Below are 25,664 nucleotides of genomic sequence, written 5' to 3'. Positions count from 1 at the left end.
GGACTAGGACTAGGACGGCTGCGCGCGGAGTGGGGGCGCGGCCGTCCCGGCCGGGTGCGCCGGCAGGCGCAGCTCGGCGGTCAGGCCGCCGCCGGGCGCGTCCACCAGGCGGGCGGTGCCGTGGTGCAGCTCGGCGACCCACCGGACGATGGCGAGCCCTGCTCCCGTCCCGGCGCCCGCTCCCGCCGTTCCTGCGCCGGCCCCCGCTCCCGTCGTTCCCGTGGCGGGGCCGGTGACGCCTCGGGCGAAGACCCTCTCGCGGTCCGCGCGCGGCACGCCCGCGCCATGGTCGCGGACCGTGACGAGGCCCGGTGCGACGGTGACCTCCACCGGCGATCCGGCCGGGCCGCCGTGCCGCTGGGCGTTCTCCACCAGGTTCCGCACCGCCTGGGCCAGCAGGTCGGGGTCGCCGAGCACCACCACGGGTTCGCAGGCCACGGTGACGCTCCCGTGGTCCGGCAGCTCCTCGACCGTGGTCTCCACCAGCTGGTCGAGGCGCAACGGCACCCGCTCGACCGGCTGCGCACCGGCTTCCGCGCGGGCCCTCGCGAGCAGCCCGGTGACCAGCCGGCTCAGCCGGTCCACCAGCCGCAGGGCCTCGTCGGAGGAGCCGTCCCGCTCCGCCACCAGCCGCAGCGCCGCCAGCGGTGTACGCAGCTCGTGCGCCGCCTCGGCCAGGAACTGCTCCTGCTGGCCGAGGCCGCGCAGGGCGGGGCGCATGGCGCGGCCGGACAGCAGATGACCGACGGCTGCCGCGCAGCAGACCAGGGCCGTGCAGCCGAGCGCCAGCCAGCGCACCAGCACGTCGTGATCGTGTTCACCGCGCGCCGGATCCGTGCCGACCAGCACCGCCGCGCCGATCCGGTCGCCGTCCCAGACCGGGGCCGCCGCCCACCGCAGCCGCGTACCGTTCGCGGCGGGGGCGCTGACGACGACGGTCTCCTGCTCCTCGAGGACACCGCGCCAGACCTCGTCGAGCCGGCCCGGGGCGGGCAGCGCCGAACGCGCGGGGACGGCGTGGCGCACCGACGGCGCCTGTCCGGGTGCCGCCCGCAGGACCGCCAGCACCTGTGCGCCGCGCGCGAGTTCGTCCTCGCGCAGCGGTTCCAGGTGCAGTGTCCCCGCGTCGAACCAGACCGCCCGCGACAGGCCGACGGCGCGGCTGCCGACCTCGTGGTCGAGGCCGGCCCCGCGGGACCGGGTGTCGATGTGGACGGCGACCGTGGCGAGCACGACGAGACAGGCCGCGGTCGTCGAGGCGAACAGGAGCGTCATCAGGCGCCGGGTGCGCCGCAGCCGGGCCACGGCGGGGGACGGGGCGGATCCAGTCGCCGGGCGACCGCGGCCCGTCCCGTCGTGCTCGTCCCGCCCGCCCCGGCGCCGCAGGGCGGCCGGACGGATCATCTTCACGTACGCGCCCCGGTGTCCGGCTCCCGACCGGTCCCGCCCAGCCGGTAGCCGACCCCGCGCACCGTCCCGATGGGGTCGGGCGCCCCGAGCCGCCGTCGCAGTTGCCCGATCAGCACGTCCACCACGTTGGACATCGGCTCGCTCGCCTCGTCCCAGCAGCTCTCGATCAGCTCCGTGCGCGTCACCACCTCACCGGCGCGCAGCATCAGCACCTCCAGCACCGCGAACTCCTTCGCGGACAGGCTGAGCAGCACCCCGGCTCTGGAGACACGGCGCCTGGGAAGGTCGACCTCCAGGTCGTCCGCCCGAAGGACCGGCAACCGCGCCGGCTGCTCCCTGCGGCACAGCGCACGCACCCGTACGACCAGTTCGGCGAAGGCGAAGGGCTTGACCAGGTAGTCGTCCGCCCCGTGCTCGAAACCGGCCACCCGGTCGCGCACCGCGTCCAGCGCCGTCAGCAGCAGGAAGGGCAGGGCCGATCCGGTCCGCCGGTGTGCGGCGAGCAGCGTGAGCGAGTCGCCGTCCGGCACCGAGCGGTCGGCCACGACACAGTCGTAGCGGTTGACCGAGAGCTTGAGATCCGCTTCGGCGAGCGTCCGCGCGAGGTCGACGGCGAACCCCGCACCCCGCAGCTGAGCTGCGACGACGGGCCCGAGCTCGGGATCGTCCTCCAAGACCAATACGCGCATGGCCCGGAGCTTAGACGGTACCGGCGGATGCCTTCGCCCGGTGTGCTTGAGTGGGGCTCCACGGGCGTCCTCCGCCGCACCGGCGCCCCGCACCTCGCTGTTCCCGAACGGATCCGGACCCCTCCCATGCACGTACTGATTCTCGGCGGCACGACGGAAGCCCGGCACCTGGCCGGGCTGCTGCACGGCACCCCCGGTCTCGACCTGACCAGTTCACTGGCGGGGCGGGTCGCCGGCCCCCGGCTCCCGCCGGGCGGGGTCCGGGTCGGCGGCTTCGGCGGGGCCGGGGCGATGGCGGCGTGGCTGCGCGAGCACGCGGTGGACGTGCTCGTCGATGCCACCCACCCGTTCGCCGCGACGATCAGCTTCCACGCGGCGCAGGCGGCCGGCGCGGCCGGGATCCCCCTGCTGGCGCTGCGCCGTCCCGGCTGGATCCCGGTCGAGGGCGACGTCTGGCACGAGGCCGGTTCGCTGGCGCGGGCCGCGGAGCTGCTGCCGGGGCTCGGGCGGCGGGTGTTCCTCACCACCGGGCGCACGGGCCTGGCCGCGTTCGCGGGCCTGGACGACCTGTGGTTCCTCGTACGGTCCGTCGACGCACCGGAGCCGCCGGGACCGGCCCGCATGGAGGTCCTGCTCGACCGCGGTCCCTTCGACCTCGACGGGGAGCGCGGGCTGCTGCGCCGCCACCGCGTCGACGTCGTGGTGACGAAGGACAGCGGGGGCGCCGCCACCGCGCCGAAGCTGACCGCCGCGCGGGAGGCCGGGCTGCCGGTGGTCGTGGTCCGCCGGCCGCCGGTTCCCGAGGGGGTCCCGGTGGCGGCCGATGCCGGGGCGGCGGCCCGCTGGGTCGCGGAACACCTCGGCCACGACGTCGCGCCGCCCGCCGGCAGATGACGGCGGCGGTGACGACGGTGACGGTGACGAGGGTTCCTTCCCGCTGAGCAGCGGGGCCTACTCCTCCTCGCTGGCGATCGCGTTGACCGCCGAGGCGGCGATGGCGCTGCCGCCCCGCCGGCCGCGTACCACCAGGTGTTCCAGGCCGTAAGGGTTCTCGGCGAGCGCGTCCTTGGACTCGGCGGCGCCGACGAAGCCGACCGGGACGCCGATGACGGCGGCGGGGCGCGGCGCGCCCTCCCCGACCATCTCCAGGAGGCGGAAGAGGGCGGTGGGCGCGTTGCCGATGGCGACCACGGCGCCCTCCAGCCGGTCGCGCCACAGCTCCAGGGCGGCGGCGCTGCGCGTGGTGCCCAGCTTCGCCGCCAGCTCGGGAACGGACGGGTCGGACAGCATGCAGAGCACGTCGTTGCCGGCGGGCAGCCGCCTGCGGGTCACGCCGGAGGCCACCATCTGCACGTCGCAGAGGACGGGCGCGCCGGCGCGCAGGGCCTCGCGGGCGCGGACCACCACGTCCGGGGTGTGGGCGAGGTCGCGTACGAGGTCGACCATTCCGCAGGCGTGGATCATCCGCACGGCGACCTGGCCGACGTCGGCGGGCAGGGCCGTGAGGTCCGCTTCCGCGCGGATGGTGGCGAAGGACCGGCGGTAGATGGCCGCGCCGTCCTTCTCGTACTCGTACGTGGTCACGGTCTCTCTCGCTGTTCTCGGTCGGCATGCGGGGCCGGCATGCGGGGCGGACCCGGTCCGGGCCCGGGTTCACGGGATTGGTCGCCGCCGCGAGCCTATCCCGGCAGCCGGACACTATTGCTGCTAGCGTGCACTTGCATATGATTGGCAATAACACGGCCGAAGGGTGTTGGGCATGGCGGTTTACACGCTCCCGGAACTTCCGTACGACTACGCGGCGCTCGAACCCGTCATCAACCCGCAGATCGTCGAGCTGCACCACGACAAGCACCACGCGGCGTACGTGAAGGGCGCGAACGACACCCTGGAGCAGCTGGCGGAGGCGCGCGACAAGGAGTCCTGGGGCTCCGTCAACGGCCTGGAGAAGAGTCTCGCCTTCCATCTGTCGGGCCACATCCTGCACTCCATCTACTGGCACAACATGACCGGCGACGGCGGTGGCGAGCCCCTCGCCGCGGACGGTGTGGGCGACCTGGCGGACGCGATCACCGAGTCGTTCGGCTCCTTCGCCGGGTTCAAGGCGCAGCTGACCAAGGCGGCGGCGACCACGCAGGGGTCGGGCTGGGGTGTTCTGGCCTACGAGCCGCTGAGCGGGCGCCTGATCGTCGAGCAGGTCTACGACCACCAGGGCAACGTCGGCCAGGGCTCGACCCCCATCCTGGTCTTCGACGCCTGGGAGCACGCCTTCTACCTGCAGTACAAGAACCAGAAGGTCGACTTCATCGACGCCATGTGGGCCGTCGTCAACTGGCAGGACGTGTCCCGCCGTTACGCCGCCGCCAAGGAGCGCGGCGACAGCCTGCTGCTCGCTCCCTGACGCCGTAGCCGCGTCTCCACGGACGTCCTGCTCGTGATCGTCTTCTCAACCTTCACCGGCAGGCGGTACGACGAAGGGCTCCCGCGAGGACATGACTCGCGGGAGCCCTTCTGCCGTTTCCCGCGGTCAGGTCTGCCGGCTGTGCGGGACACGGAAGGCGCAGGCGCGCCACCTCCGCTCCGGGCGGCGCCCCCGCCGGGCCGCCGCCGGGCCGCCGCCGGTGTTCCGACGGCCGCGCGGGCCAGCGGGATCGCCGTGAGCGCGGCGACCTCCTCGGGCCCGGCGTCCCCTTTTTCCACGCGCAGCATCGTCATGCCGGTTCGGCCCTTCGTCGGTTCCACGCGGACGCGGACGCGTCCGTCACCGAGGGGGGTTGCCGTGTGTGCGGGCCGGCAGCTCGGCGTGCTTGGTGCGCGGAGCGGCGAGCGAGGCGAAGAGCGTACGGCGGGTGTCGGCGGGGTCGACGACCTGGCCGTCGAGCCGTGCCAGGGCGCAGCTGATGTTGCGGGCCCAGCGTTCGTGGATCTCCAGGTAGTCGCCGTCGTCGACGAGCTCCTCGATCCGAGCATCGCCGAGATCTGCGGGATGACGCCGGAGGCGCGGGTGTTGCGCCGGAAGATGCCGCCGTAGCCGGCGAGCGCGCAGATGCCTTCCTGGATGCGGGCGCCCGCGCCGTCGTTGAGGGACACCAGCGGCGCCCCGGCCGCGATGGCCATGTCCATCTCGTTGAACGAGCCCTTGTCCAGCAGCAGTCCGATCCGCTCCCGTACCGGCAGCTTCCCCTCGGCGTGCTCCGCCGCGTCCAGGATCTGACGCCGCGTCCGCAGCGCGCGTGCCTGCCGCACCACCGGTTCCCCCTCCCGCGTGCGCCACGGGTGGCGGACGCGGGGTCCGGGACGGCTGCGCGGTCCGCCGGGCGGACGGGCCCGGCGCCGAGACCGTGGCTTTGCGCCCCGAACCGCTGCCCGCACACCCCGGCGGAGTCACGTCGGGTGCCGGGGGCCGCCGCCATCGCCGACCATGGCGGCGGCCGCCCTGCCACCCTGTCAGGGAGACCGGATCCCGTCCCCGTGCCGGAGCCGGGCATTTCGTGGCACTTCACGTCGCACGGCGACGTCCGGCGGCGCGGGACGCGGGCTCCGGTTCAGCCGATGGTCACCAGGGTCAGCGCGGCCAGTACGGTGATCGCGGCCAGCGGGAGCATCACGGGCCGGACCCGCTCCAGCCACCCGCGCGGGCCGTCGACGCGCCGCTCGGAGTGCCGCCCGCGGGCATCGTCCGGCGACGCGGACTCCATGCCCATGAGGGGGACGGGACCGAGAAGGATGCGGCACCAACGGCAGTCGCTCTCGTCGTCGGACCAGTACGCGCCCGGTGCTCGCGCGAAGGCCACGGGGGTCTCGCCCCCGTCACGCGTCGTCATGGCACGTCCAACGAAGGGCCGCGTGAGCGGCTACGCCCGGGGCGGCCATCGTGATCCGGTCGTCACCGCACCGTGGCCGGGCCGAGTGCGGGCACGTAGCGTTGGCAAACGGTCCTGGCATAACCGCGTCCGGCAGGGGACCCGGGGCCGGGGCGAAAGACCGGTCCTGCGTGCACGCAGGCCGTCTCCACCGCGTACCGTGGTCACCTCACGACCGGAGGTCACACACATGTCCGCGCCACCGCCCGAGCCGAGCTCAGAAACACTGTCGGACCCGTACGCGTTCGAGTTCGCCGATGGTCCGCAGACGCTCGCCGAGCTGCGCACCGCTCTCGCGGTGATCAGCCCCGAGATGCTGACCGCCTTCGACGCCCGGCTCGACGCCGCGACGTTCGGCTGGGACCACGACGAGGTCATCGCCAAGGCCCGCCGGGCCGTGGCGTTCAAGAAGCGGGCCGCGGAGGCCGCCGCCGAAGCGGCCGCCCAGGAAGAGGCGGCCGGGGCGCAGCAGGTCGACGACCCGTGGGCCCACCTCGACGTGCGGGACAGCACCCAGTGACCCGCTGAGCGTCACCGCTCGCCCGGGGCCCGCCCCGTCCCCGCGTCGCCGAACGCCCGCAGGATCCGCTCGGCGGCCAGCGTGGCCGTCAACTCGCCACCCCGCACCCGCTGTTCGAGCTCGGGTGCGAGGGCGCGTACGGCCGGATCCGCGTGCAGGCGGCCCAGCAGCTCCTCGCGGACCATCGTCCACGTCCAGTCGACCTGCTGGTCGCGGCGCTTGGCGGCGAGCCGGCCGCTGGAGTCGAGCAGGGTGCGGTGCTGTTCGAGGCGTTCCCACACGGTGTCCAGCCCGGTCGCTTCGCGGGCGCTGCAGCTCAGCACGGGCGGGGTCCACGCCGCGTCCTTGCCGTGCATCAGCCGCAGGGCGCCGGCCAGCTCGCGGGCGGCGGCCCTGGCGTCACGCTCGTGCGGCCCGTCCGCCTTGTTGACGGCGATGACGTCCGCCAGTTCCAGGACGCCCTTCTTGATGCCCTGGAGCTGGTCACCGGTGCGGGCCAGCGTCAACAGCAGGAACGAGTCGACCATGTTGGCGACCGCGGTCTCCGACTGGCCGACGCCGACCGTCTCCACCAGCACCACGTCGTGACCCGCCGCCTCCATGACGACGATCGACTCGCGGGTCGCCTTGGCGACCCCGCCGAGCGTGCCGGCCGTGGGGGAGGGGCGGATGAACGCCGCCGGGTCCACCGCCAGGCGCTCCATCCGCGTCTTGTCGCCCAGGATGGAGCCGCCCGTACGGCTGGAGGACGGGTCCACGGCCAGCACCGCCACCCGGTGCCCGAGCCCGGTCAGCATGGTGCCGAACGCGTCGATGAACGTCGACTTGCCGACACCGGGGACACCGCTGATACCGATGCGCCGGGCCCGGCCGCTGTGCGGGAGCAGCTCGGTCAGCAACTCCTGGGCCAGCGAACGGTGCTGCGGACGGGTGGACTCGACGAGAGTGATCGCACGCGCGACGATCGCCCGCTTCCCGTCGAGCACACCCTTCACATAGGTGTCGAGTTCGATCACAGGTCGTGCCCGAGCCCGGTCGACAGGCGCTGGACGAGGTCGTACGCCGCGTCCGGGATCACCGTCCCGGGCGGGAACACGGCCGCCGCGCCCATCTCCAGCAGGGTCGGCACGTCCTGCGGCGGGATCACCCCGCCGACGACGACCATGATGTCCTCGCGGCCCTCCGCCGCCAGTTCCTCCCGCAGCGCCGGTACGAGCGTGAGGTGCCCGGCGGCCAGCGACGAGACGCCCACGATGTGCACGTCTGCCTCCACCGCCTGACGCGCCACCTCGGCGGGGGTCTGGAACAGCGGGCCGACGTCGACGTCGAAGCCGAGGTCGGCGAAGGCGGTGGCGATCACCTTCTGGCCGCGGTCGTGGCCGTCCTGGCCCATCTTGGCGACCAGGATGCGCGGCCGGCGCCCCTCGGCCTCCTCGAAGGAGCCGACGAGTGTGCGGGTGCGGTCCACGGACGGGGACTCGCCTGCTTCGTTGCGGTACACACCGGCGATCGTACGGATCTGGCCCGCGTGCCGCCCGTACACCTTCTCCAGGGCGTCGGAGATCTCCCCGACGGTGGCCTCGGCGCGGGCCGCGCGCACCGCCAGCTCCAGCAGGTTGCCCTCACCGCCCGCCGCCCGGGTCAGCGCGTCCAGCGCCTCCTGGCAGGCGCCCTCGTCACGCCCGGCCCGCAGCCGCCGCAGCTTCTCGATCTGCCGGGTGCGTACGGAGGAGTTGTCGACCGTGAGGACGTCGATCTTCTCGTCGGTCTCCACGCGGTACTTGTTGACGCCGATCACCGGCTGGCGGCCGGAGTCGATCCGGGCCTGGGTACGGGCCGCGGCCTCCTCGATGCGCAGTTTGGGGATGCCCGCGTCGATGGCCCTGGCCATGCCGCCCGCCGCCTCGACCTCCTCGATGTGCTGCCAGGCCCGGCGGGCGAGGTCGTACGTGAGCTTCTCGACGTATGCGCTGCCGCCCCACGGGTCGATGACCCGGGTCGTGCCCGACTCCTGCTGGATCAGCAGCTGGGTGTTGCGGGCGATGCGCGCCGAGAAGTCGGTGGGCAGGGCGAGCGCCTCGTCGAGCGCGTTGGTGTGCAGCGACTGGGTGTGGCCCTGCGTCGCGGCCATCGCCTCCACACAGGTCCGCGTCACGTTGTTGAAGACGTCCTGCGCGGTCAGCGACCAGCCCGAGGTCTGCGAATGGGTACGCAGCGACAGGGACTTGGCGTTCTGCGGATCGAACTGCCGCACCAGCTTCGCCCACAGCAGGCGGGCCGCCCGCAGCTTGGCGATCTCCATGAAGAAGTTCATGCCGATCGCCCAGAAGAACGACAGCCGCGGCGCGAACGCGTCGACGTCCAGGCCGGCTTCCCGGCCCGCGCGGATGTACTCGACACCGTCCGCGAGGGTGTACGCCAGCTCCAGGTCGGCCGTCGCGCCGGCCTCCTGGATGTGATAGCCGGAGATGGAGATGGAATTGTAGCGGGGCATCCGCCGCGAGGTGTACGCGAAAATGTCGGAGATGATCCGCATCGACGGCTTCGGCGGATAGATGTAGGTGTTGCGGACCATGAACTCCTTGAGGATGTCGTTCTGGATGGTCCCGGCCAGCTTCTCCGGCGGTACGCCCTGCTCCTCCGCCGCCACGATGTACAGCGCGAGGACCGGCAGCACGGCGCCGTTCATCGTCATCGACACGGTCATCCGGTCGAGCGGGATGCCGTCGAACAGCTGCCGCATGTCGAGGATCGAGTCGATGGCCACGCCCGCCATGCCGACGTCACCCGTCACCCGCGGGTGGTCGCTGTCGTAGCCGCGGTGGGTGGGCAGGTCGAAGGCGACCGACAGGCCCTTCTGCCCGGCGGCCAGATTGCGGCGGTAGAAGGCGTTGGACTCCTCGGCCGTCGAGAAGCCCGCGTACTGGCGGATCGTCCAGGGCTGGTTGACGTACATCGTGGGGTAGGGGCCGCGCAGGTACGGCGCGACGCCCGGGTAGGTCCCGAGGAAGTCGAGGCCCTCCAGGTCATGGCCGGTGTACAGCGGCTTGACCGCGATGCCCTCCGGGGTCTCCCAGAAGGCCTCGTCGTCGCCGGTCGCGTGCTTGACGGCCGTGCGCCATTCGTCGGGGCTGCCCGCGGCGGCCGGGGTCCCCAGCCGGATCCCGGAGAAGTCGGGGATTCCCATCAGGACACTCCCATACGGTCGAGGGTGGCGCGGAGCACGGCGACGGCGTCGCAGCCCGCGAAGACGTACGCGTCGACATCCGGGTACTGCCCGGGCCGGCCGGCCAGGAACACATGGCGGGCGCCCGCCGCCTTCAGCTCCCGGGCCGTGTCCGCGGCCTGCTCCTCGTACAGCGCGTCGCTGGAGCACAGGCAGGCCTCGGTGGCCCCGCTGTCCTCGAAGGAACCCTCCGTGACGGGCTCGATGCCGCCGGCCTGGAAGAGGTTCGCGGCGAAGCCGGTCCGTGCGGTGTGCGCGGCGGCGGGGCCGATGGTGGCCAGGTAGACGCGCGGCCGGCTTCCGGTGGCGGCGAGATGAGCGTCGGAGCGGGCCCGCAGGTCCTCGTACGCCTCGTCGCGGCGCACCCTCGGCAGCCCGCCGGACGGCGGCCCGGGCGCGGGCTCGCGCTGCACGGCACGCTCGGCGAGGTTCGGGAACTCGCTGACCCCGGTGATCGGCTCACGCCGTTTCGCGAGCTTCGCGCTGCGCACGGCCCAGGTCTGCGCCAGGTCCTGACGCAGCCGGCCCGAGCGCAGGGCGGCGGCCTGACCGCCGAGGCCCTCGATGTGCTGGAAGAACTCCCAGCCGGCGTGGGCGAGTTCGTCCGTGAGCCGTTCCACGTACCAGGAACCGCCGGCCGGGTCGATCACCCGCGCCAGGTGCGACTCCTCGACCAGGATCGTCGAGGTGTTGCGGGCGATCCGCCGGGCGAAGGCGTCCGGCAGCCCGAGGGCGTGGTCGAAGGGGAGCACGGTCACCGCGTCCGCGCCGCCCACCCCGGCGGCGAGCGTGGCGATGGTCGTACGCAGCATGTTCACGTACGGATCGCGGCGCGACATCATCACCGGCGAGGTCACGGCGTGCTGCGGTTGCGCCCCCGAACCCGGCGCCCCGCACACCTCGGCGACCCGCGCCCACAGCCGGCGCGCGGCGCGCAGCTTGGCGATGGTCAGGAACTGGTCCGCAGTGGCCGCGTACCTGAACTCCAGCTGTGCGCAGGCCAGTTGGACGGAGAGTCCGGCGGCGGTCAGTTCCCGCAGGTAGGCGACGCCCGTCGCCAGGGAGGCGCCCAGCTCCTGGGCGGCCGAGCCGCCCGCCTCGTGGTACGGCAGCGCGTCCACGGTCAGGGCGCGCAGCCCCGGGTACTCCTCGGCGCACCGCCGCGCGAGCGCGGCGGCCGGTGCGAAGTCCGCTGCCTCGCCGGTACGGGCCTCCTGGCCCAGCGGATCCGCGCCGAGACCGCCGCGTACGGCGTCCTTGGCTAGGTCCCGCTCCCCGTACAGCCGCAGCAGTTCCCGCGCGGCGGCCTCGGCGTCGCGTCCCGCGTCGAGGACGACGGGTGCCAGGTCGAGGTGGACGCCGTCGAGGGCCGCGGCGAGCGACGACACGGGGAAGCCGCCCTCGCCGACGACCAGCCAGAGCGAGGTGACGCCGTTCTCCAGGTCCGCGAGCACCGCGGCGTTGTCGGCCGTGGTGTGCCGCTGACGTACGCCCCAGCCGGCGACGGTGTTCCCGTCGGGCCGACCGCCTCGTACGAAGGGCGCGAAGCCGGGGAGACCGGGATCAGGGGCGTCGTCGTGCGCCGTGTAGAGAGGGCGGGTGGTGAGCCCGTCCTCCAGCGCGGTGGACAGGGCTGCCTCCGCCGTCTCGTCCGAGACATCCTTGCCCGACCTGCTCAGTACGCCCGCCACCAGGCGGCGCCACTGTTCATGTGTCGCGGAAGGAAACTCGGCGGCCAGCGAGAGCCCGTCGTTGGGCAGGACCGTCATGCTCGGATGCTAGGGCAGATTCCTCGGACCGCAGCAGAGGCGGGGGCTGTGACCTTGCCCTCTTGCTCAGAGTGACCTCCGACTCACCGGGCACGGACACTCCCGGCGGCGGATGTGCCGCGCCCCGCGGCCGGTGGGGGTGGGGGCCGCGGGGCGCGGTACGGGCCGCTCAGCAGCTGTAGTTGACCAGTTTGAACGAGACGTAGTGGTCGGACGTGTAGTAGTCCTCCTGGTTCTGCGTACCGGTGACGATGCGGCGGGCGCCGCGTGTCGAGGAACCGGGCGTGATCACCGTGTACTCGTGGTAGTAGCCGGTGGTCCGCCCGGGAAGGACGCCTTCCCGGTTCTGGAAGACGCTGCCGTCCTGCGCGTAGGGGTAGGGGCCGCCCTGCTCGATGAGGTCCAGCGTGTCGTGCGCCTGGGACGGCAGGCTGCCGTAGCAGATGCTGCCGACGGCCGCGGCGGACGTGCCCGCGGCGTTGGCGGTGACGGTGCCGCCGACGAGGACGGCGGACAGGACGGCGGCTGCGGCGCCGATGCGAGTGATCCGTGGGGGGAATCTCATGCGCACCATGATGACGCGCGTAGACGCTGACATGTCAATGACAAGTGCGAGATTTTCACCCGCCGTCCGGTCAGTTTTCGCGAAGTTAACCTGTCGCGGCACCGGGGAGCGACGGGGCGCCGAGGCCGCCGCGCTCGGCGGGATGCGCGCGTTCCCCGCGGTCGCCCGCGGCGCCGCTCCGGCCCGAGGGGATTCCGGTTCCGGAGCTGGTGCGGACCCCGGGGCGGTGGCGGCGCGTACGGCGCGGCGTGCCGGCTCCTGTCGCCGCACATGACGCGGCCCCGCGGGCGGCGCCCGCGGGGCGGTACGGCGGACGTCAGGTCTGGAGCTGCTTGTGGTCGTCGCCGCCGGTGATGTGGATGCGGCGCGGCTTGGCCTGCTCGGCCACGGGGATGCGCAGGGTCAGGACGCCGGCGGCGTACGAGGCGTCGATGCGCTCGGTGTCGAGGGTCTCGCCCAGGAAGAGCTGCCGGGTGCAGGGGCCGCTGGGCCGCTCGGCGACGATGACCTCCGCGCCCTCGGGAGCGGGGGAACGGCGCTCGGCACGTACGGTGAGCACGTTCCGCTCGATGTCCAGGTCGATGGTCTCCGGGTCGATGCCGGGGAGGTCGAAGTGGACGATGAAGTCGTCACCGGAGCGGTAGGCGTCCATCTGCATCGCCGCGGGGCGATCGGGGCCGAAGACCTGCTGGGTGAGACGGTCGAGCTCACGGAACGGGTCGGTGCGCATGAGCATCACGGGTCACTCCTCTCTGCTGTCACTGGGTGCGATGCCCTACGCCTTTTTATATACCCCGGCAGCGGGAAAGTTGACAAGCCTACGCTCAGGATTACTGCCTCTGTCAGCGCCGCGGGGGCGGGCGTCAGTCAGAAGGATCGACAGGTGGTCCGCGGCCGACGCGCCGTGCTCTTGGTTCATGTCCTGTCCACCGCACACAACCATCAGCCGTCGCCGTGTGTCTCACAGGCGAAAGTCGCCCGTGCGCGGCCCCGGGCCGCGTGCTTCTGGTAGGAGGACTTGTGGGCATCCGTCGACTGGCCGTATCGACCGCGGTGGTCACCGCTCTGATCGGTACCTTCAGCGTGCCGATCGCCGCGGGCACCGCATCCGCCGCGGGTGGCGCCACCACCGTGCGCGAGGACTTCAACGGCGACGGCTACCAGGACGTCGCCGTGACCGCGCCGGCCGCCACGGTGGGCGGTCATGCCTGGGCCGGCTACATCACGGTCACCTACGGTTCGGCGAACGGCCTCGACACCGCGCGCACCACCGTCATCACCCAGGACACCCCGGGTGTCCCCGGCGCCTCCGGCGACAACGCGGTGTTCGGCTACGCGATGGTCCCCCGCGACCTGGACGGCGACGGCCTCACCGACCTGGCCGTGACCACCCGTGAATACCGCCCCGAGGACAACGTCAGCGGATCGGTGATCGTCCTGTGGGGCAGCACGACAGGCATCGCCGGCCAGGACTCCGTCCGGGTCGGCGCACCCGCGAACGCCGACGTCGGCGCCGACATCACCGCGGGCGACTTCGACGGGGACGGTCACACCGACCTGTTCATGGGCAACGACGACGAATACGACTACCGCAACGTGCTCTACGGCCCGTTCGACCGCGGCGGTGCCCCCGCACGCGAGCAGGAAGTGAGGGTGTTCAGCACCGACAACACGATCTGCTCCACCGCGGCCGGCGACTTCGACGGTGACGGCATCGAGGACCTCGCGACCTTCCACGTCTACGAGAACCACGCCGAGGGCGGCAAGCTGTGGCTCGGAACGAAGGACGGCCTGTCCACCGTTTCGCAGCGGCTGTCCTCCGCGTCCACCACCGCCGTCGCCGACTTCGACAAGGACGGGTACGCCGACCTCGCGACGCGCGTCTTCCCGGGCGGCGACACCGAGATGGTGGACGACCCGGGGACCATCAAGATCTACTACGGCTCGCCGGCCGGCCCCGGCCGGACCCGTACGCGGACCATCACGCAGCAGACCGCGGGCGTGCCCGGCGTGAGCGAGAAGAACGACCACTTCGGCGCCCGCCTGAGCGCCGGGGACGTGAACGGCGACGGATACCCCGACCTGGCCGTGGGCGTCCCCGGCGAGGCGATCGGCTCGGTGGCCAGGGCAGGCTCCGTGGTGCTCCTCAAGGGCGGCGCGGGCGGGCTCACCGGTACGGGCGCGCAGGCGTTCCACCAGGACACCCCGAGCGTGCCGGGGGTGGCCGAGAAGAACGACGTCTTCGGCGGCTCGCTGCGGCTGCTCGACGTGACGAAGGACGGGAAGGCGGACCTGACCGCGGGCGCGCCGGGTGAGGACCTCGGCACGGTCAGGAACGGCGGCGCGGTGTGGCTGCTGCACGGCACGGCAGCCGGCCTGACGGCGTCGAAGTCGTCCGCGCACAACCCCGTGGACCTCGGGGCGCCGTCGGCGAACGCCCAGTACGGCTGGGACCTCAGCGGCGACAACGGCCCGGGCGTGGCGATCCCTTGACCGTCCCGTCCGCCCCGTCCGCCGGGACCGTCGTGGCCGGTCCCGGTGTCCGGGCAGCCGCATGGCCTCCCATGGGGAGCTGGGAGGCGTGGCGGGTCCTGCCGCCGACGGGACGGCAGGACCCTGCGGCAGGGCTCCCACCTGGGGGATCTGGTGGGGCCCGGACGAACAGCGTGCACTACAAACCGGCCAGATGGATAGATCGCGGCTGAAAAGAGTTGATCCGGTCGATGTCGGTGCCTCAGGCGATGCGGTCATGAAGAACTTCGAACCCACCCGGACCGATCGTGAAGGCCGCGGGCCCGCCGACCGCCGGTCCGCACCACCCGCGGCGCACGAAAAGCGGCTGTTAATCTGTCGCTGACATCGACCGTGTACCGAGGAGTCGCAGGCATGGTGGGAGACGACGACTCCCTGTCCGACGCGTTCGTCGTCCGCTCGCGCCTCTCCTTCGCCCGGCCCGCGGACCGCACGGATCCGGTCACTCCCAACGGCTCGGGCGGGAGCACTCCGCCCGAGCTGATCGTCTGTGAAATCGGGCCCGCCACCGGCTCGTCGACCGCCGGCGGCACGCTCCGGGAGACGGGAGCCCCGGCGGTGTGAGCCGCCGGCCCGTGCAGTGACCCGCGTCCGAGGCCCCGTGCCCGGCGGGCCGACCACCGATCACGTGGGACGGTTTCCTGTGCCCCAGCCCGCTCTGCTCGCCCACGACCTCGTCCGCGACCTGGGCGGCCGACGCGTCCTCGACGGTGTCTCCCTGACCGCCTCCCCCGGCCACCGCATCGGCCTGATCGGGGAGAACGGCGTCGGCAAGTCCACCCTGCTGCGGGTGCTCGCCGGCGCGGACGAACCCGACTCGGGAAGCGTCGTCCGTCCGCCCGGTCTCGGCTTCCTGCACCAGGAGATGCCGTTCGACGCCGACGTGACCATCGCCACGGTGCTGAACGAGGCGCTGCGCGAGGCCCGTGAGGACCTCGCCGAACTGGACCGGCTGGGCGAGGAACTCGGCCGCGTCCCGGAGGACGCCCCTCACCACCTGGAACTCCTCGACGCCTACGGCAGGCGTCTGGAGCAGGCCCAGGACCGGGAGTCCTGGGACGCCGACCGCCGCGCGGCCCTGGTGCTGGAGGGCCTGGGCCTCGGCGCGTTCGCGCACGACCGCACGCTCGGTTCGCTGTCCGGCGGGCAGCGTGGCCGGCTGGCCCTGGCCGCCCTGCTCGTACGGCGTCCGCCGGCACTGCTGCTCGACGAGCCCACCAACCACCTGGACGACAGCGCAGCCGCTTTCCTGGAGGAGCAACTGCGCGGCCTGCCGGGCACGGTGGTCGCCGCATGCCACGACCGGGCGTTCCTCGACGCCGTGTGCACCGATCTGATCGACCTGGATCCGGCGGTGGACGGCCCGGTCCGTCACGGCGGCAACTACAGCGCCTACCTGTCGGAGAAGCGCGCCGAACGGGAGCGCTGGGAGCGACGGTACGCCGAGGAGCAGCAGGAGCTGGTGGAACTGCGTCACTCGGCGGGCGTGACCGCGCACCGGGTCGCCCCGGACCGGGGCCGTACCGACAACGAGAAAATGGGCTACGGCCACCGGGGCGGCCGGGTGCAGAGCCAGATCTCCCGGCGGGTCCGCAACGCCACCCGGCGGCTGGAGGAACTGACGCGGACCCAGGTCGCGGAACCGCCCCGTCCGATGCGGTTCGCGGCCTTCGATCTGGCCGCACGCATCGAGGAGGGCACCCGGCCCCTGGTGTCCCTGCGGGACGTACGGGTGCCGGGCCGGCTCGCACTGGACGGCCTGGAGGTCTCGGCGACGGACCGGCTCCTGGTCACGGGCGACAACGGTACGGGCAAGTCGACGCTGCTCGCCGTGCTCGCCGGACAGCTGCGGGCCGCGGGCGAGGTGCACCGGCTGCGTGGACTGACGGTGGGGCTGCTCACCCAGGACACCGTGTTCGAGCGGTCCGACCGCACGGTCCGGGAGACCTACGAGCTGTCGCTCGGCCCGGCGCGGGCGGAGAAGGTACCGCTGGGCTCCCTCGGTCTCCTGCACGAAGGGGAGCTGGACAAGCCGGTCGGGCACCTGTCCGTGGGCCAGCGCCGACGGCTGGCGCTGGCCCTGCTGGTGGCCCGCCCGCCCCATCTCCTGCTCCTCGACGAGCCCACCAACCACCTCTCTCCCCGGCTGTGCGACGAACTGGAGGAGGCGCTGGGCACCGGCCCCGGCGCGATCGTCGTCGCCACCCACGACCGCTGGCTGCGCCGGAGGTGGCAGGGTCGTGAAGTCCGCCTGGAGGCGGCCCCGGTCGCGACCGGGTAGGGGCGGCGCGAGGGCACGGCTCCGGGCCGGCACCGGCCCGGAGCCGACCTGGAACCGACCGGACGTGCGCCGCCCGGGGCGGTGACGTTCCTTGCACAGGGCGGAAGTCACCTGTCAGGATGGTGATGTGAACCTCGACCATGCCTTCGTGTGCGGGAACCCGGCCCTCGACTTCGCGGCCACCCTCCGCGCCCGGCGCTCGGCCCGGTTCGAGATGCTCGCCACGCCGGACCGGCTCAACGCCTGGTACCTGGAGTCCGGACTCGTGGATGCGATCACACCCGGCCGGGAGGACGACGTCCGAACGGCGATCACGGTGCGTGAGGCTCTCTACCGGCTCGTGACCGACCGCCGTCTGGGTGAGGAATTCGACCGCGAGGCGCTCGCGGTGGTCAACGGCGCCGCGCGCGGAACGCCGGTGACGCCGCAGCTCACCCTGGGCGGGCGGTACACCGAGGCGACGCCCGAGCAGGCGCTGGCCACCGTCGCCCGGCAGGCCGTCGAGCTGCTCGGCGGCCCCGAGGTCCCCTTGATGAAGGAGTGCGGCAACCCCGAGTGCACCCGGGTCTACATCGACCACTCCCGGGGCCTGCGCCGCCAGTGGTGCGGCATGGAGTCCTGCGGCAACAGGATCAAGGCCGCCGCGTACCGCGCACGCAAGAGGACGGCGCCCGCGACGGCCTCGCACTGACCCTCCCCGGAAGTCCTCTGCGCGTCGCCCGCGTGCCGGAAGGCGCCGGTCTCATGCCCGGTGTGCGTATCGGCGTGCGGAATCCGTGACAGGCTCCGATGTCCCTCCACAGGCACGACCCCGCCCCTCGGCGGGTCGTTCGTCCGCGGCACCCGTCCTCGCAGGGCCCCGTGCCGGTCACTGCGCCGACGCGCCCTCAGGCCGGCGGGCCCGCAGGCGGCGGAGCATACGGGGGTCCTCGAAGCCCACGGAGCGGGCTGCGGCGTCCATCGTCGCGCCGTGGCTCATGAGGTGCTGGGCGCGCTCCAGACGGAGGGTCTGCTGATAGCGCAGGGGGGTGAGGCCGGTGGCCCGGCTGAAGAGCCGCGTGAGGGTGCGTTCGCTGACACCGACCGCCGACGCCAGGGCGGGGAGGGGGAGCGGCCGGTCGAAGCGGGCGTCGATGAGGTCCTGGGCCCGGTGCACCGTGTCGTCGAGGTGGGAGCGGTGCCGGAGCATCGCGCTGGACTGCGGTTCATGGCCGTTGCGGCGGGCGTAGACGACCATCTCCCTGGCCACCTGTGCGGCGACGGCCGGGCCGTGCCGCACCGCGACCAGGTGCAGGGCCAGGTCGATGCCGCTGGCGATGCCGGCCGAGGTGATCACCCGGTCGTCGGTCGTGAACAGGACGTCCCGCACGACCACCGCCCGCGGGTGGCGCAGGGCCAGCTCGTCCTGCACGTCGTGGTGGGTGGTGCAGCGGCGCCCGTCGAGCAGGCCCGCCGCGCCCAGCGCCTCGGCCCCGGCGCAGACGCTGGCCACCGTCCCGCCGGCCGCGTGATGATCCCGGAGGGTGCGCAGCGGCCCCGCGCCGATGGCGGGGCCGCCGGCCGGAGTGCCCGCCCGCCAGCCGGGGACCACGATCAGGTCCTCGGGGCCGAGCTCGGGCCAGTCGAGCCCGGCCACCAGCGGCACGCCCTGCGCGGTGGTGACCTGCGCCTGCTCGGCGACGTAGGAGAGCGTGTAGGGATACCCGAAGTCGGCCGCCGTGGAGAAGACCTGCGCGGGGCCGGCCAGGTCCAGCAGATGGACTCCGGGTACCAGGAAGAAGACGATGTGGCTCACGATCCGGTCATCATGCCCGATGTCCGGCCGCGGCCTCCAGCTCGTCGACCGTCGCGATGGTGGCGAAGCGTCCGGCCAGGGCGTACTCGGTGCGCCTGATGACCTCCTCGGCGGGCAGCGTACGGGAATCGGCCAGCAGGTCGGCGACGCTCTGGTCGGCGGGGGCGTCGCGGTGCGGGATGGGGTTGGTCGCGGTCGCGTCGGTGACGAACGTGACCTGGTGGCCGAGGTCGCTCGCGACGCGGGTCGTGGTCTCCACGCACTGCTCGGTGCGGATACCGCAGACGGTGAGCTCGCGGATACCGCGTTCGGTGAGCAGTTGCTGCAGGTTGGTCGTGGTGAAGGCGTTGTGCGAGGTCTTGTGGATCAGCGGCTCGTCCTCCGCCCGCTCCAGCTCCTCCATGAGGCGGACATGGCCCAGGGCCGGGTCGAAGACATCGCCGCTGCCGGGTTCGCAGTGCAGCACCCACACCACGAGGTCCCCTGCCTGGCGGGCGATCCGCACCAGCCGGTTCACCCGGTCGGCGATCTTCGGGTCGGAGATCGTCGCCCACAGGGGGCGGGCGCGGAAGGACTCCTGGACATCGATGACGATCAGTGCTCGGGTCATGCCCCGAGTCTGCGCCACGCGAACGGGGTGGCGACATGCCGTATCGGGTCCCGCACCGGACCGATCCGGTCAGCGGGGTTCGGTACCCGCGTGGGGACGCGCACACCGGCTCCGCACGACCCGGCCGGCCGGTCGGCCCGTTGCGGCGGGTCCGCTTCCGGCCGCGGCTCTCCGTGCGCGGGTGCACGTGTGGTCATCGGTGACCTCCGTGATGGCGTACGGTAGAGACATCGCCGCGGGGTGGAGCAGCTCGGTAGCTCGCTGGGCTCATAACCCAGAGGTCGCAGGTTCAAATCCTGTCCCCGCTACTGCGAAGAGGGCCCGGATCTTCATTGATCCGGGCCCTCTGGCGTTCCGTACCCGGTATCCCCATCCGTCCTACCGTCCTACCGCCCTACCGCGCGTCGCCCGCCTCGCAGTGGACCTCCGGGGTGAGCAGGGCGCCGCAACGAGCCGGCGGGCTGAGGGGCCGACACCTCGGGGACCGAAACCAGGTGGCAGCCGTCCCGGGCCCACCGGTACCGTCGGGCCCCCCAGGCCGACCGTGTCAGCGGTCGGCACCTCCAGGAGAGCCGTCCCTTGACCATGGACTCCCGCCTCGCGCCGCCCGGTTCACTCATCGGCCGGACCGGGGCACTGTGAACCGGCGGCGGCGGAAGAAGCTCTCGAAGAGACTGGTCGACGCGGCGACATTCGGGGACGGCGCTCGGATCAGGGCTCTGCTGCGGGCGGGCGCCCGCCCCGAGGCGGCCGACTCCGAGGGCACCACGCCCCTGTACGCCGCGTCGGTGCAAGGGGAAACCGGCAACGTCCTGTGTCTGCTGGCGGCCGGGGCTCCGCCCGACACCGAGAGCGGGCGCGGCGCGGAAGGCACGCCCCTGTGCGCGGCCGCCTGCTGGGGCCATGCCGACACGGTGGGCGCGCTGCTCGCGCACGGCGCCGATCCGGATCTCCGCGAGGACCACGGAACGGGCCGTTCCCCGCTCGAGTGGGCGATGGCCGGGCCCCACCCCGAGACGGTCGCGCTGCTGGTCGCCGCGGGCGCCCGGCACCGGGACCCGGCCAACTGACCCGGCGCGGAACGCGACCGGCCACGGCCGCGACACCGCTCCGGGTGTCAGGCCTCGTCCGGTGAAAGTGCGTACAACCGGGGGAGGTTGACCACGATCGCCTCCTGCGTGCTGCGGGCGATGACGACGACGGCCTCGTCGTCCGGGTCCGGGTTCTCCTCACGGTGCGGCACGAACGGCGGGACGAAGACGTAGTCGCCGGGAGAGGTCCGCAGCCGCACCTCCTGCGGACCTCTGCCTTCGCCCGCGCCCGAGTCGTCGACGAAGACGAACTCGGGGTGCCCGCTCACCACGTAGATGGCGGTCTCGGACTCACCGTGGTGGTGGTCGGAGGAGGCGGTCGAGGGCGCCACGTGGGTCTGGCCCATCCACAGCTTCTCGGAGCCGACGGTCTTCCCGCTGACGGCCGCGAACCTGCGCATGCCGCCGCTCTGCGCGGTGTCCCCGTCCAGGGAGCCGGCGCGGATGTGGTGCAGGCGGCTGCGCAGCGGGGCGGTCGGGTGGACCGGGGTGTCGTGGAGGTGGGGGTGGAAGCCCTCACCGGGAGTCGTCAACGGCTCGCTCATGGCGGCGACGCTAGAGCCGGTCCAAAAAGGATGTCAAGAGGTGTCCTTTAGCTTTCACCTGCGGCAATGTTCCCGCAACGTAGGAAACAAGTGCCCGAAGATCCGCGCGTGGACCCGCTCCTGCGGCATGATGTGCGCATGCATATTTCCGCGAAGGCGGACTACGCCATGAGGGCGCTGCTGGAACTCGCCCGCGAACCTTCCCGTCCGCTCACCTGTGAAGCCATGGCCTCCTCGCAGGAGATTCCGTTCCGCTTCCTGAAGTCCGTGGTGGGGGAGTTGCGCAGAGCGGGCCTGGTGCGCAGCCAGCGCGGCTGCGAGGGCGGTTACTGGCTCGGCAGACCCGCCGGGGAGATCACCCTGCTGGATGTGACGCGCGCCGTCGACGGCGAACTCATCACCCTGCGTGGGGAACCCCTGGACGGTCTCGACTACCCGGGGCCCGCGACAGGGCTGCCCGATGTGTGGCGGGAGGTCGAGGCCGGTGCGGCGGCGGTCCTGGGCGGGGTGACCCTGACCTCGTTGCTGGGCAGGGGAGTTGTGGAAGGGTCGGTCCACAGGGGCGCCGCGTGACGGGAACGCCGGAGCCGACGCCCCTGACCGAAGCGGCCGGGGTGGTCGAAGCGGCCCGGGCGGCCGAAATGGTCGAAGTGGTGGAGTACACCGATCCGTTGTGCCCCTGGGCCTGGGGATCCGAGCCTGTCTTCCGCGCGTTGCGGGCGGCGCTGGCCGGCCGGGTCCACTGGCGGCGGGCGTACGCGATCCTCTTCGACGACGGTGACGACGCGCCGCCCGACCCGGCGGCGGAGACCGCCTGGTACGCACGCTACGTCGAGGAGGTCGGCTCGCACACCCTGGCCCCCCGGGCCGTGCGGCTCAGCCGGATGCCGGCCGGCTCCTGGCCCGCCTCGCTCGTCGCCAAGGCCGCCGCCCTGCAGGGCGAGACGGTGGCCGAGCGGGTGCTGCGGCGGCTGCGGGAGACCGTCTTCGTGCTCGGCGAGCCCGCCGACACCACCGAGTGGGCGCTGTCCGCGGTACGGGGTGTGCCGGGACTCGATCCGTGGCGCCTCGCGGCCGATGCCGCGTCCGGTGCGGTGCTGGAGCAGGTGCGCGCCGACCGGCTGGAGGCACGCCGCCCGGTGGCCGAGGTGCTGGCCGCGCGGGACGGCTCCCCGCGTCCCGGCCGTTCCCCGCATCCCGGTGCGGCCAAGGAGACCGCCGAGGGCGGGTACCGGTACGCGCTGCCGACGCTGCTCGTCCGGACCCCGGGGAAGTACCGCGTCGTCCCCGGGTGGCGGCCCTTCGCGGAGTACGCCGCCGCCGTCGAGGCCCTGGGTCCCGGGCCGTTGCCGGTCCCCGCCCCGCTCTCCCCGGCGGACGCGCTGGAGCACTACCGCAGCCTGACCGACCCGGAGCGGCGGTTGCTCGCACGGGGTCCGTGGCCACCCCCGTGCGCGGTACGGCTGGACACGGCCAGCGGACCGGTGTGGCTGCACCCGGACGAGGCGGCGACACACCCGGCCACCCGCTGAGCCCTCGCCGGGCAACCGCCCGCCCCGCTGGACCACCGCCGGGCGATCGCCGCCGCGCGGCATGCCTGTGATCTGCGGTCCCGTCCCGTCCGACCAATGAGACACCAATTGGTGTCCATTGACAGTCGGTTGCGGCAGCCTCCAGGATGACACCATGCTCACGACGCACCCCGGTGTGGTGTGCCGCTACGTGGACCTGCGGCGCACCAGCAGCGCACTCTGTCGCTGACCCTCCGCCGTTCCCGGCCCGCAGACGCCTGACCACTGCCCCGGCACTGGCTCCCAGTGCCCGACCGTGCCGCGCCGGCCCCTGCGCCCTCCCTTTCCGTGCCCGGCGCTCCGTCGCACGCCCTCTTCGCCTCCCGGCCCGTCCCCGCGAGCCCGTCGACTCCCACGGTTCCGCATCCCTGTAGTCCCGCAGCTCCGCGCACCCCTGCCCCGAGTGCCGCGCGCCCCGAGTGCGCGCCGGTGCTTTCGCCGGTGTGTCCGCGCTGCCCGTACAGGGGCCGAGTCGACGTTCCCGTACGGGAGGGGCCGGACCCTCCGCTCCTTCCGCCCCGGCAACGGCCGGGGCCCGCCTCAGGAAGAACGAGATGCCCGCTCACCTCATCACCCGCCGCCCCGGACCGGACCCCCGTTCGTCCCGACGGGCGGGCCGCCTGCGGGCCGCAGCCCTCGGGACCGTGCTCGCGGCCGTGCTCACCCCCGTCCTGAGCGCCTGCGGCGGGGACACCGCCGCCGCGGGCGGCGGCTCCACGCTGAAGTGGACCTCCTCGTACTTCCCGACCCACTGGGACCCGGTCGTCGGCGGCAGCGGCGCGCAGTTCCGCGAACTCGCGCTCACCTACGCCTCGTTGACCCGTACCGACGAGACCGGCAAGGCCGTCCCCGACCTGGCGAAGAGCTGGGAGTACAACGACAAGGGCGACGAGATCACCTTCCACCTGCGCTCCGGCCTGAAGTTCAGCGACGGCGAGCCGGTCGACGGCGCCGCGGTCAAGGCGGCCATCGAGCGGGCGCAGAAGCAGAAGAACTCCGCACTCTTCGGCGACCTGAGCTCCATCGAGTCGGTGGACGCCGACGGCCTGGACGCCGTCCTGCACCTCAGTCAGGTCGACTACCAGATACCCCAGCTCCTCGGCCAGCGCGTGCTGCAGGTAGCCAGCCCCAAGGCGGCGAAGAACCCCGGGAAGCTGGACCAGAACCCGGTCGGCGCGGGCCCGTTCACCGTCACCCAGCTGGTGCCGGGCACCAAGGCGGTGCTGAAGAAGAATCCGGACTACTGGGACGCGAAGAACATCCACATCGACAACGTCGAGCTGACCTCCGCCCCCGACGCCTCCACCGTCGTCTCCGGCCTGCAGACCGGCGTCTACAACTTCGCCGACCTGGACCCGAGCCAGGCCTCCGCCGCCAAGAAGGCCGGCCTCGACGTCTTCGTGCAGCCGGGCTTCAACGCCTCCAACCTCAGCCTCAACGTCAACAAGGCGCCCTTCGACGACGACAAGGTCGTCGACGCCGTACGGCACGCGGTGAACCGCGAGGAGTTCGTCGACAAACTGACCTTCGGCTACGGCGAGGTGACCGACCAGCCGTTCCCGAAGGGGTACGTGGCCTACGACCCGAAGTCCGAGGACGCCTACCCCTACGACCCGGCGAAGTCGAAGAAGCTCCTCGCCGACGCGGGCTACAAGTCCGGCGACATCAAGCTGAACCTGGTCATCCCGGCGGAGGACCCCCAGGCGGAGATCGTCCAGTCGCAGCTCGCGAAGGTCGGCATCAAGGTCACGATCAAGATCGACAAGAACTGGGCCACCCCCTTCTTCGCGAAGGACCTGACGTTCTCGCTGTACGGGACCACCGGCCGCGACTCCGCCGCGCAGACCCTCACCGCCCACTTCGGTCCGAACGGCCCGCTGAACCTCAGCACGCCGTACGAGCCGGACGGCTTCGAGGCCGCCATCGCCAAGGTGCGCAAGACGCCGCTGGAGTCGCCGCACTACGCGCGGACCCTGCAGGCCGCGACCCGGGCGGGACTCGAGAGCAAGGCCCTCGTCTTCACCTACTCCCAGCCGAACCTCATCGCCAAGAGCAAGTCGATCTCCGACCTGCCGAAGAACCCGGCCCACATCGACTGGACCGGCGTGACCATCTCCGGCAGCTGACCCCCGTTCCCGCACAGTCCATCAAAGAGAGGGGCAACCCCATGACGACGACCGCGGAACAGGCCCCGCCTGCCCGCCGTCGCGGGGTCGCTGTGACCAGGGTGCGGCACACGCTCGGCCGTCTCCTGGTGACCGTGGCCCGGTCGGTCGCGATCTTCGTGCCGGTCTTCCTGCTCGCGACGTTCGTGACGTTCGCGCTGCGGTCGATGAGCGGCCTCAGCCCGGCGCGGATCCAGCTGGGCGAGGAGGCGACACCCGAGGCGGTCCAGCGGGTCGAGGCCCAGTGGGGTCTGGACCGGCCCTTCCTGACCCAGTACTGGGACTGGTTCACCGGCGTCCTGCACGTACAGCTCGGCACCAGCTGGACCAACGGCGCCGACATCTCCACGCTCATCGGCCTGGGCCTGGGGGTGAGCCTGTCCGTCGCGACGTTCGCGCTGATCATCGGCGTCGTGCTCGGCTTCGTCCTCGGTACGGTCGCCGCCCTGAAGCGCACGACCTGGATCGACCGGTCCGTCACGGGCTTCGTCACCGTGATCTCGGTGATGCCCGCGTTCGTCGTCGGCATCGTGCTGGTCGCGGTCTTCGCCGTGGGACTGAACGTGTTCCCCTCCGCCGGGTACATCCCGGTGGAGCAGGGCTTCGGCCCGTGGCTCGCCCACATCACGCTCCCGGCGCTCGCGCTCAGCTTCGACGTGGTCGCGGACGTCGCCCGGCAGCTCCGCGGCAGCCTCGTCGCGGCCTACCGGGAGAACTACGTGACGGGCGCGGTCGTGCGAGGGCTGGGTCCCCGCCGGATCTTCCTCGGCCATGTGCTGCGCAACGGCATCGGGCCGGCCCTTGCCACCCTGGGGCTCAAGTTCCCCGCACTGGTCGGCGCCTCCGTCGTCACGGAATGGATTTTCGGCCTGCAGGGCTTCGGACGGTTCGCCAACGACTCGGCCCAGGCCGGCGACGTACCGGCCGTGCAGGGCGTCCTGGTCGTGTCGATCGTGCTGGTCGTCCTCTTCAACCTGATCGTCAACCTGGTGCTGGCCCGTGTCACGCCGGCATCCCAGCGGGGGGTATGAC

The 25,664-nt window shown here is 72.7% G+C and carries 24 protein-coding genes, 1 tRNA gene and 1 pseudogene; 13 read left to right on the top strand and 13 right to left on the bottom strand.

Annotation, left to right across the window (positions count from 1 at the left end; genetic code table 11):
* Window positions 1-9 precede the first annotated feature (9 nt).
* Both QFZ75_RS02415 and QFZ75_RS02410 read right to left on the bottom strand, forming a co-directional pair.
* A complete protein-coding gene (locus QFZ75_RS02415) occupies window positions 10-1,404 on the bottom strand; it encodes a sensor histidine kinase KdpD (protein ID WP_307544190.1) in 1,395 nt (464 codons plus the stop codon).
* A 2-nt stretch (window positions 1,405-1,406) separates the two neighbouring features.
* Complete coding sequence (locus QFZ75_RS02410) at window positions 1,407-2,099, bottom strand: response regulator transcription factor (protein WP_307533568.1); 693 nt, start codon at window positions 2,097-2,099, stop codon at window positions 1,407-1,409.
* Window positions 2,100-2,225: 126 nt separating this feature from the next.
* Here QFZ75_RS02410 and QFZ75_RS02405 point away from each other — a divergent pair, with 126 nt between their 5' ends.
* Window positions 2,226-2,993 (top strand): cobalt-precorrin-6A reductase, encoded by a 768-nt coding sequence (locus QFZ75_RS02405; protein WP_307533567.1) that lies wholly within the window; start codon window positions 2,226-2,228, stop codon window positions 2,991-2,993.
* A gap of 57 nt (window positions 2,994-3,050) precedes the next feature.
* On the opposite strand, the gene QFZ75_RS02400 is transcribed toward QFZ75_RS02405, so the two are convergent.
* Window positions 3,051-3,683 (bottom strand): precorrin-8X methylmutase, encoded by a 633-nt coding sequence (locus QFZ75_RS02400; protein WP_307533566.1) that lies wholly within the window; start codon window positions 3,681-3,683, stop codon window positions 3,051-3,053.
* A gap of 175 nt (window positions 3,684-3,858) precedes the next feature.
* On the opposite strand from QFZ75_RS02400, the gene QFZ75_RS02395 reads away from it, so the two are divergent.
* Window positions 3,859-4,500, top strand: coding sequence for a superoxide dismutase (locus QFZ75_RS02395; RefSeq protein ID WP_307533565.1), 642 nt, complete (start codon window positions 3,859-3,861; stop codon window positions 4,498-4,500).
* A 462-nt stretch (window positions 4,501-4,962) separates the two neighbouring features.
* On the opposite strand, the pseudogene QFZ75_RS02390 reads toward QFZ75_RS02395, so the two are convergent.
* A pseudogene (locus tag QFZ75_RS02390) lies at window positions 4,963-5,348 on the bottom strand (carboxyl transferase domain-containing protein); the annotation flags it as partial.
* A gap of 296 nt (window positions 5,349-5,644) precedes the next feature.
* Complete coding sequence (locus QFZ75_RS02385) at window positions 5,645-5,923, bottom strand: hypothetical protein (RefSeq protein WP_307533564.1); 279 nt, start codon at window positions 5,921-5,923, stop codon at window positions 5,645-5,647.
* Between the two features lie 229 nt (window positions 5,924-6,152).
* On the opposite strand from QFZ75_RS02385, the gene QFZ75_RS02380 reads away from it, so the two are divergent.
* On the top strand, window positions 6,153-6,482 hold the full coding sequence (locus tag QFZ75_RS02380; protein ID WP_307533563.1) for a hypothetical protein: 330 nt from the start codon (window positions 6,153-6,155) through the stop codon (window positions 6,480-6,482).
* Between the two features lie 11 nt (window positions 6,483-6,493).
* On the opposite strand, the gene meaB is transcribed toward QFZ75_RS02380, so the two are convergent.
* The 5 genes from meaB to QFZ75_RS02355 all read right to left on the bottom strand — a co-directional run bounded on the left by meaB (window position 6,494) and on the right by QFZ75_RS02355 (window position 12,778).
* Window positions 6,494-7,498 (bottom strand): methylmalonyl Co-A mutase-associated GTPase MeaB, encoded by a 1,005-nt coding sequence (gene meaB, locus QFZ75_RS02375; RefSeq protein ID WP_307533562.1) that lies wholly within the window; start codon window positions 7,496-7,498, stop codon window positions 6,494-6,496.
* A complete protein-coding gene (gene scpA, locus QFZ75_RS02370) occupies window positions 7,495-9,669 on the bottom strand; it encodes a methylmalonyl-CoA mutase (protein ID WP_307533561.1) in 2,175 nt (724 codons plus the stop codon). Before scpA ends, meaB begins: the two co-directional genes overlap by 4 nt.
* Window positions 9,669-11,477 (bottom strand): methylmalonyl-CoA mutase family protein, encoded by a 1,809-nt coding sequence (locus tag QFZ75_RS02365; protein ID WP_307533560.1) that lies wholly within the window; start codon window positions 11,475-11,477, stop codon window positions 9,669-9,671. Before QFZ75_RS02365 ends, scpA begins: the two co-directional genes overlap by 1 nt.
* A gap of 169 nt (window positions 11,478-11,646) precedes the next feature.
* Window positions 11,647-12,042 (bottom strand): ribonuclease domain-containing protein, encoded by a 396-nt coding sequence (locus tag QFZ75_RS02360; protein WP_307533559.1) that lies wholly within the window; start codon window positions 12,040-12,042, stop codon window positions 11,647-11,649.
* Window positions 12,043-12,358: 316 nt separating this feature from the next.
* On the bottom strand, window positions 12,359-12,778 hold the full coding sequence (locus QFZ75_RS02355) for an Hsp20/alpha crystallin family protein (RefSeq protein ID WP_307544189.1): 420 nt from the start codon (window positions 12,776-12,778) through the stop codon (window positions 12,359-12,361).
* A gap of 284 nt (window positions 12,779-13,062) precedes the next feature.
* Between QFZ75_RS02355 and QFZ75_RS02350 the strand changes: the two genes are divergently transcribed.
* From QFZ75_RS02350 to QFZ75_RS02335, 4 genes are all read left to right on the top strand, one after another.
* Window positions 13,063-14,535: an FG-GAP and VCBS repeat-containing protein gene (locus QFZ75_RS02350; RefSeq protein WP_307533558.1), complete on the top strand. Its 1,473-nt coding sequence runs from the start codon at window positions 13,063-13,065 to the stop codon at window positions 14,533-14,535.
* A gap of 393 nt (window positions 14,536-14,928) precedes the next feature.
* Window positions 14,929-15,138: a hypothetical protein gene (locus QFZ75_RS02345; RefSeq protein ID WP_307533557.1), complete on the top strand. Its 210-nt coding sequence runs from the start codon at window positions 14,929-14,931 to the stop codon at window positions 15,136-15,138.
* Between the two features lie 79 nt (window positions 15,139-15,217).
* Window positions 15,218-16,855 carry an ABC-F family ATP-binding cassette domain-containing protein gene (locus QFZ75_RS02340; protein ID WP_307533556.1) on the top strand — a complete coding sequence of 546 codons (1,638 nt, stop codon included), beginning with the start codon at window positions 15,218-15,220 and terminating at the stop codon, window positions 16,853-16,855.
* A gap of 127 nt (window positions 16,856-16,982) precedes the next feature.
* Window positions 16,983-17,546 carry a CGNR zinc finger domain-containing protein gene (locus QFZ75_RS02335; RefSeq protein ID WP_307533555.1) on the top strand — a complete coding sequence of 188 codons (564 nt, stop codon included), beginning with the start codon at window positions 16,983-16,985 and terminating at the stop codon, window positions 17,544-17,546.
* 177 nt (window positions 17,547-17,723) lie between these two features.
* On the opposite strand, the gene QFZ75_RS02330 is transcribed toward QFZ75_RS02335, so the two are convergent.
* Together QFZ75_RS02330 and QFZ75_RS02325 are read right to left on the bottom strand one after the other, a co-directional pair.
* Complete coding sequence (locus QFZ75_RS02330; protein WP_307533554.1) at window positions 17,724-18,650, bottom strand: GlxA family transcriptional regulator; 927 nt, start codon at window positions 18,648-18,650, stop codon at window positions 17,724-17,726.
* A 10-nt stretch (window positions 18,651-18,660) separates the two neighbouring features.
* Entirely contained in the window at window positions 18,661-19,260 is a 600-nt protein-coding gene (locus QFZ75_RS02325; protein WP_307533553.1) for an isochorismatase family protein, read from the bottom strand.
* 234 nt (window positions 19,261-19,494) lie between these two features.
* On the opposite strand from QFZ75_RS02325, the gene QFZ75_RS02320 reads away from it, so the two are divergent.
* Both QFZ75_RS02320 and QFZ75_RS02315 read left to right on the top strand, forming a co-directional pair.
* Window positions 19,495-19,568 (top strand) — tRNA-Met (locus tag QFZ75_RS02320).
* A gap of 330 nt (window positions 19,569-19,898) precedes the next feature.
* The gene (locus tag QFZ75_RS02315) at window positions 19,899-20,330 is read left to right on the top strand and encodes an ankyrin repeat domain-containing protein (protein WP_307533552.1); all 432 of its coding nucleotides are present in this window, start codon (window positions 19,899-19,901) and stop codon (window positions 20,328-20,330) included.
* 47 nt (window positions 20,331-20,377) lie between these two features.
* On the opposite strand, the gene QFZ75_RS02310 is transcribed toward QFZ75_RS02315, so the two are convergent.
* Window positions 20,378-20,896 carry a cupin domain-containing protein gene (locus QFZ75_RS02310; protein ID WP_307533551.1) on the bottom strand — a complete coding sequence of 173 codons (519 nt, stop codon included), beginning with the start codon at window positions 20,894-20,896 and terminating at the stop codon, window positions 20,378-20,380.
* 138 nt (window positions 20,897-21,034) lie between these two features.
* On the opposite strand from QFZ75_RS02310, the gene QFZ75_RS02305 reads away from it, so the two are divergent.
* The 4 genes from QFZ75_RS02305 to QFZ75_RS02290 all read left to right on the top strand — a co-directional run bounded on the left by QFZ75_RS02305 (window position 21,035) and on the right by QFZ75_RS02290 (window position 25,663).
* On the top strand, window positions 21,035-21,469 hold the full coding sequence (locus QFZ75_RS02305; protein ID WP_307533550.1) for an Rrf2 family transcriptional regulator: 435 nt from the start codon (window positions 21,035-21,037) through the stop codon (window positions 21,467-21,469).
* Between the two features lie 68 nt (window positions 21,470-21,537).
* Window positions 21,538-22,428 carry a DsbA family protein gene (locus QFZ75_RS02300; protein WP_307544188.1) on the top strand — a complete coding sequence of 297 codons (891 nt, stop codon included), beginning with the start codon at window positions 21,538-21,540 and terminating at the stop codon, window positions 22,426-22,428.
* 593 nt (window positions 22,429-23,021) lie between these two features.
* The gene (locus QFZ75_RS02295; RefSeq protein ID WP_307533549.1) at window positions 23,022-24,593 is read left to right on the top strand and encodes an ABC transporter substrate-binding protein; all 1,572 of its coding nucleotides are present in this window, start codon (window positions 23,022-23,024) and stop codon (window positions 24,591-24,593) included.
* A 41-nt stretch (window positions 24,594-24,634) separates the two neighbouring features.
* Window positions 24,635-25,663, top strand: a complete 1,029-nt coding sequence (locus QFZ75_RS02290) for an ABC transporter permease (RefSeq protein WP_307533548.1) — start codon at window positions 24,635-24,637, stop codon at window positions 25,661-25,663.
* Window position 25,664 lies beyond the last annotated feature (1 nt).

It is taken from the genome of Streptomyces sp. V3I8, from assembly GCF_030817535.1.
Classification (GTDB): domain Bacteria; phylum Actinomycetota; class Actinomycetes; order Streptomycetales; family Streptomycetaceae; genus Streptomyces.
This window is presented reverse-complemented; position numbering and strand designations above follow the sequence as displayed.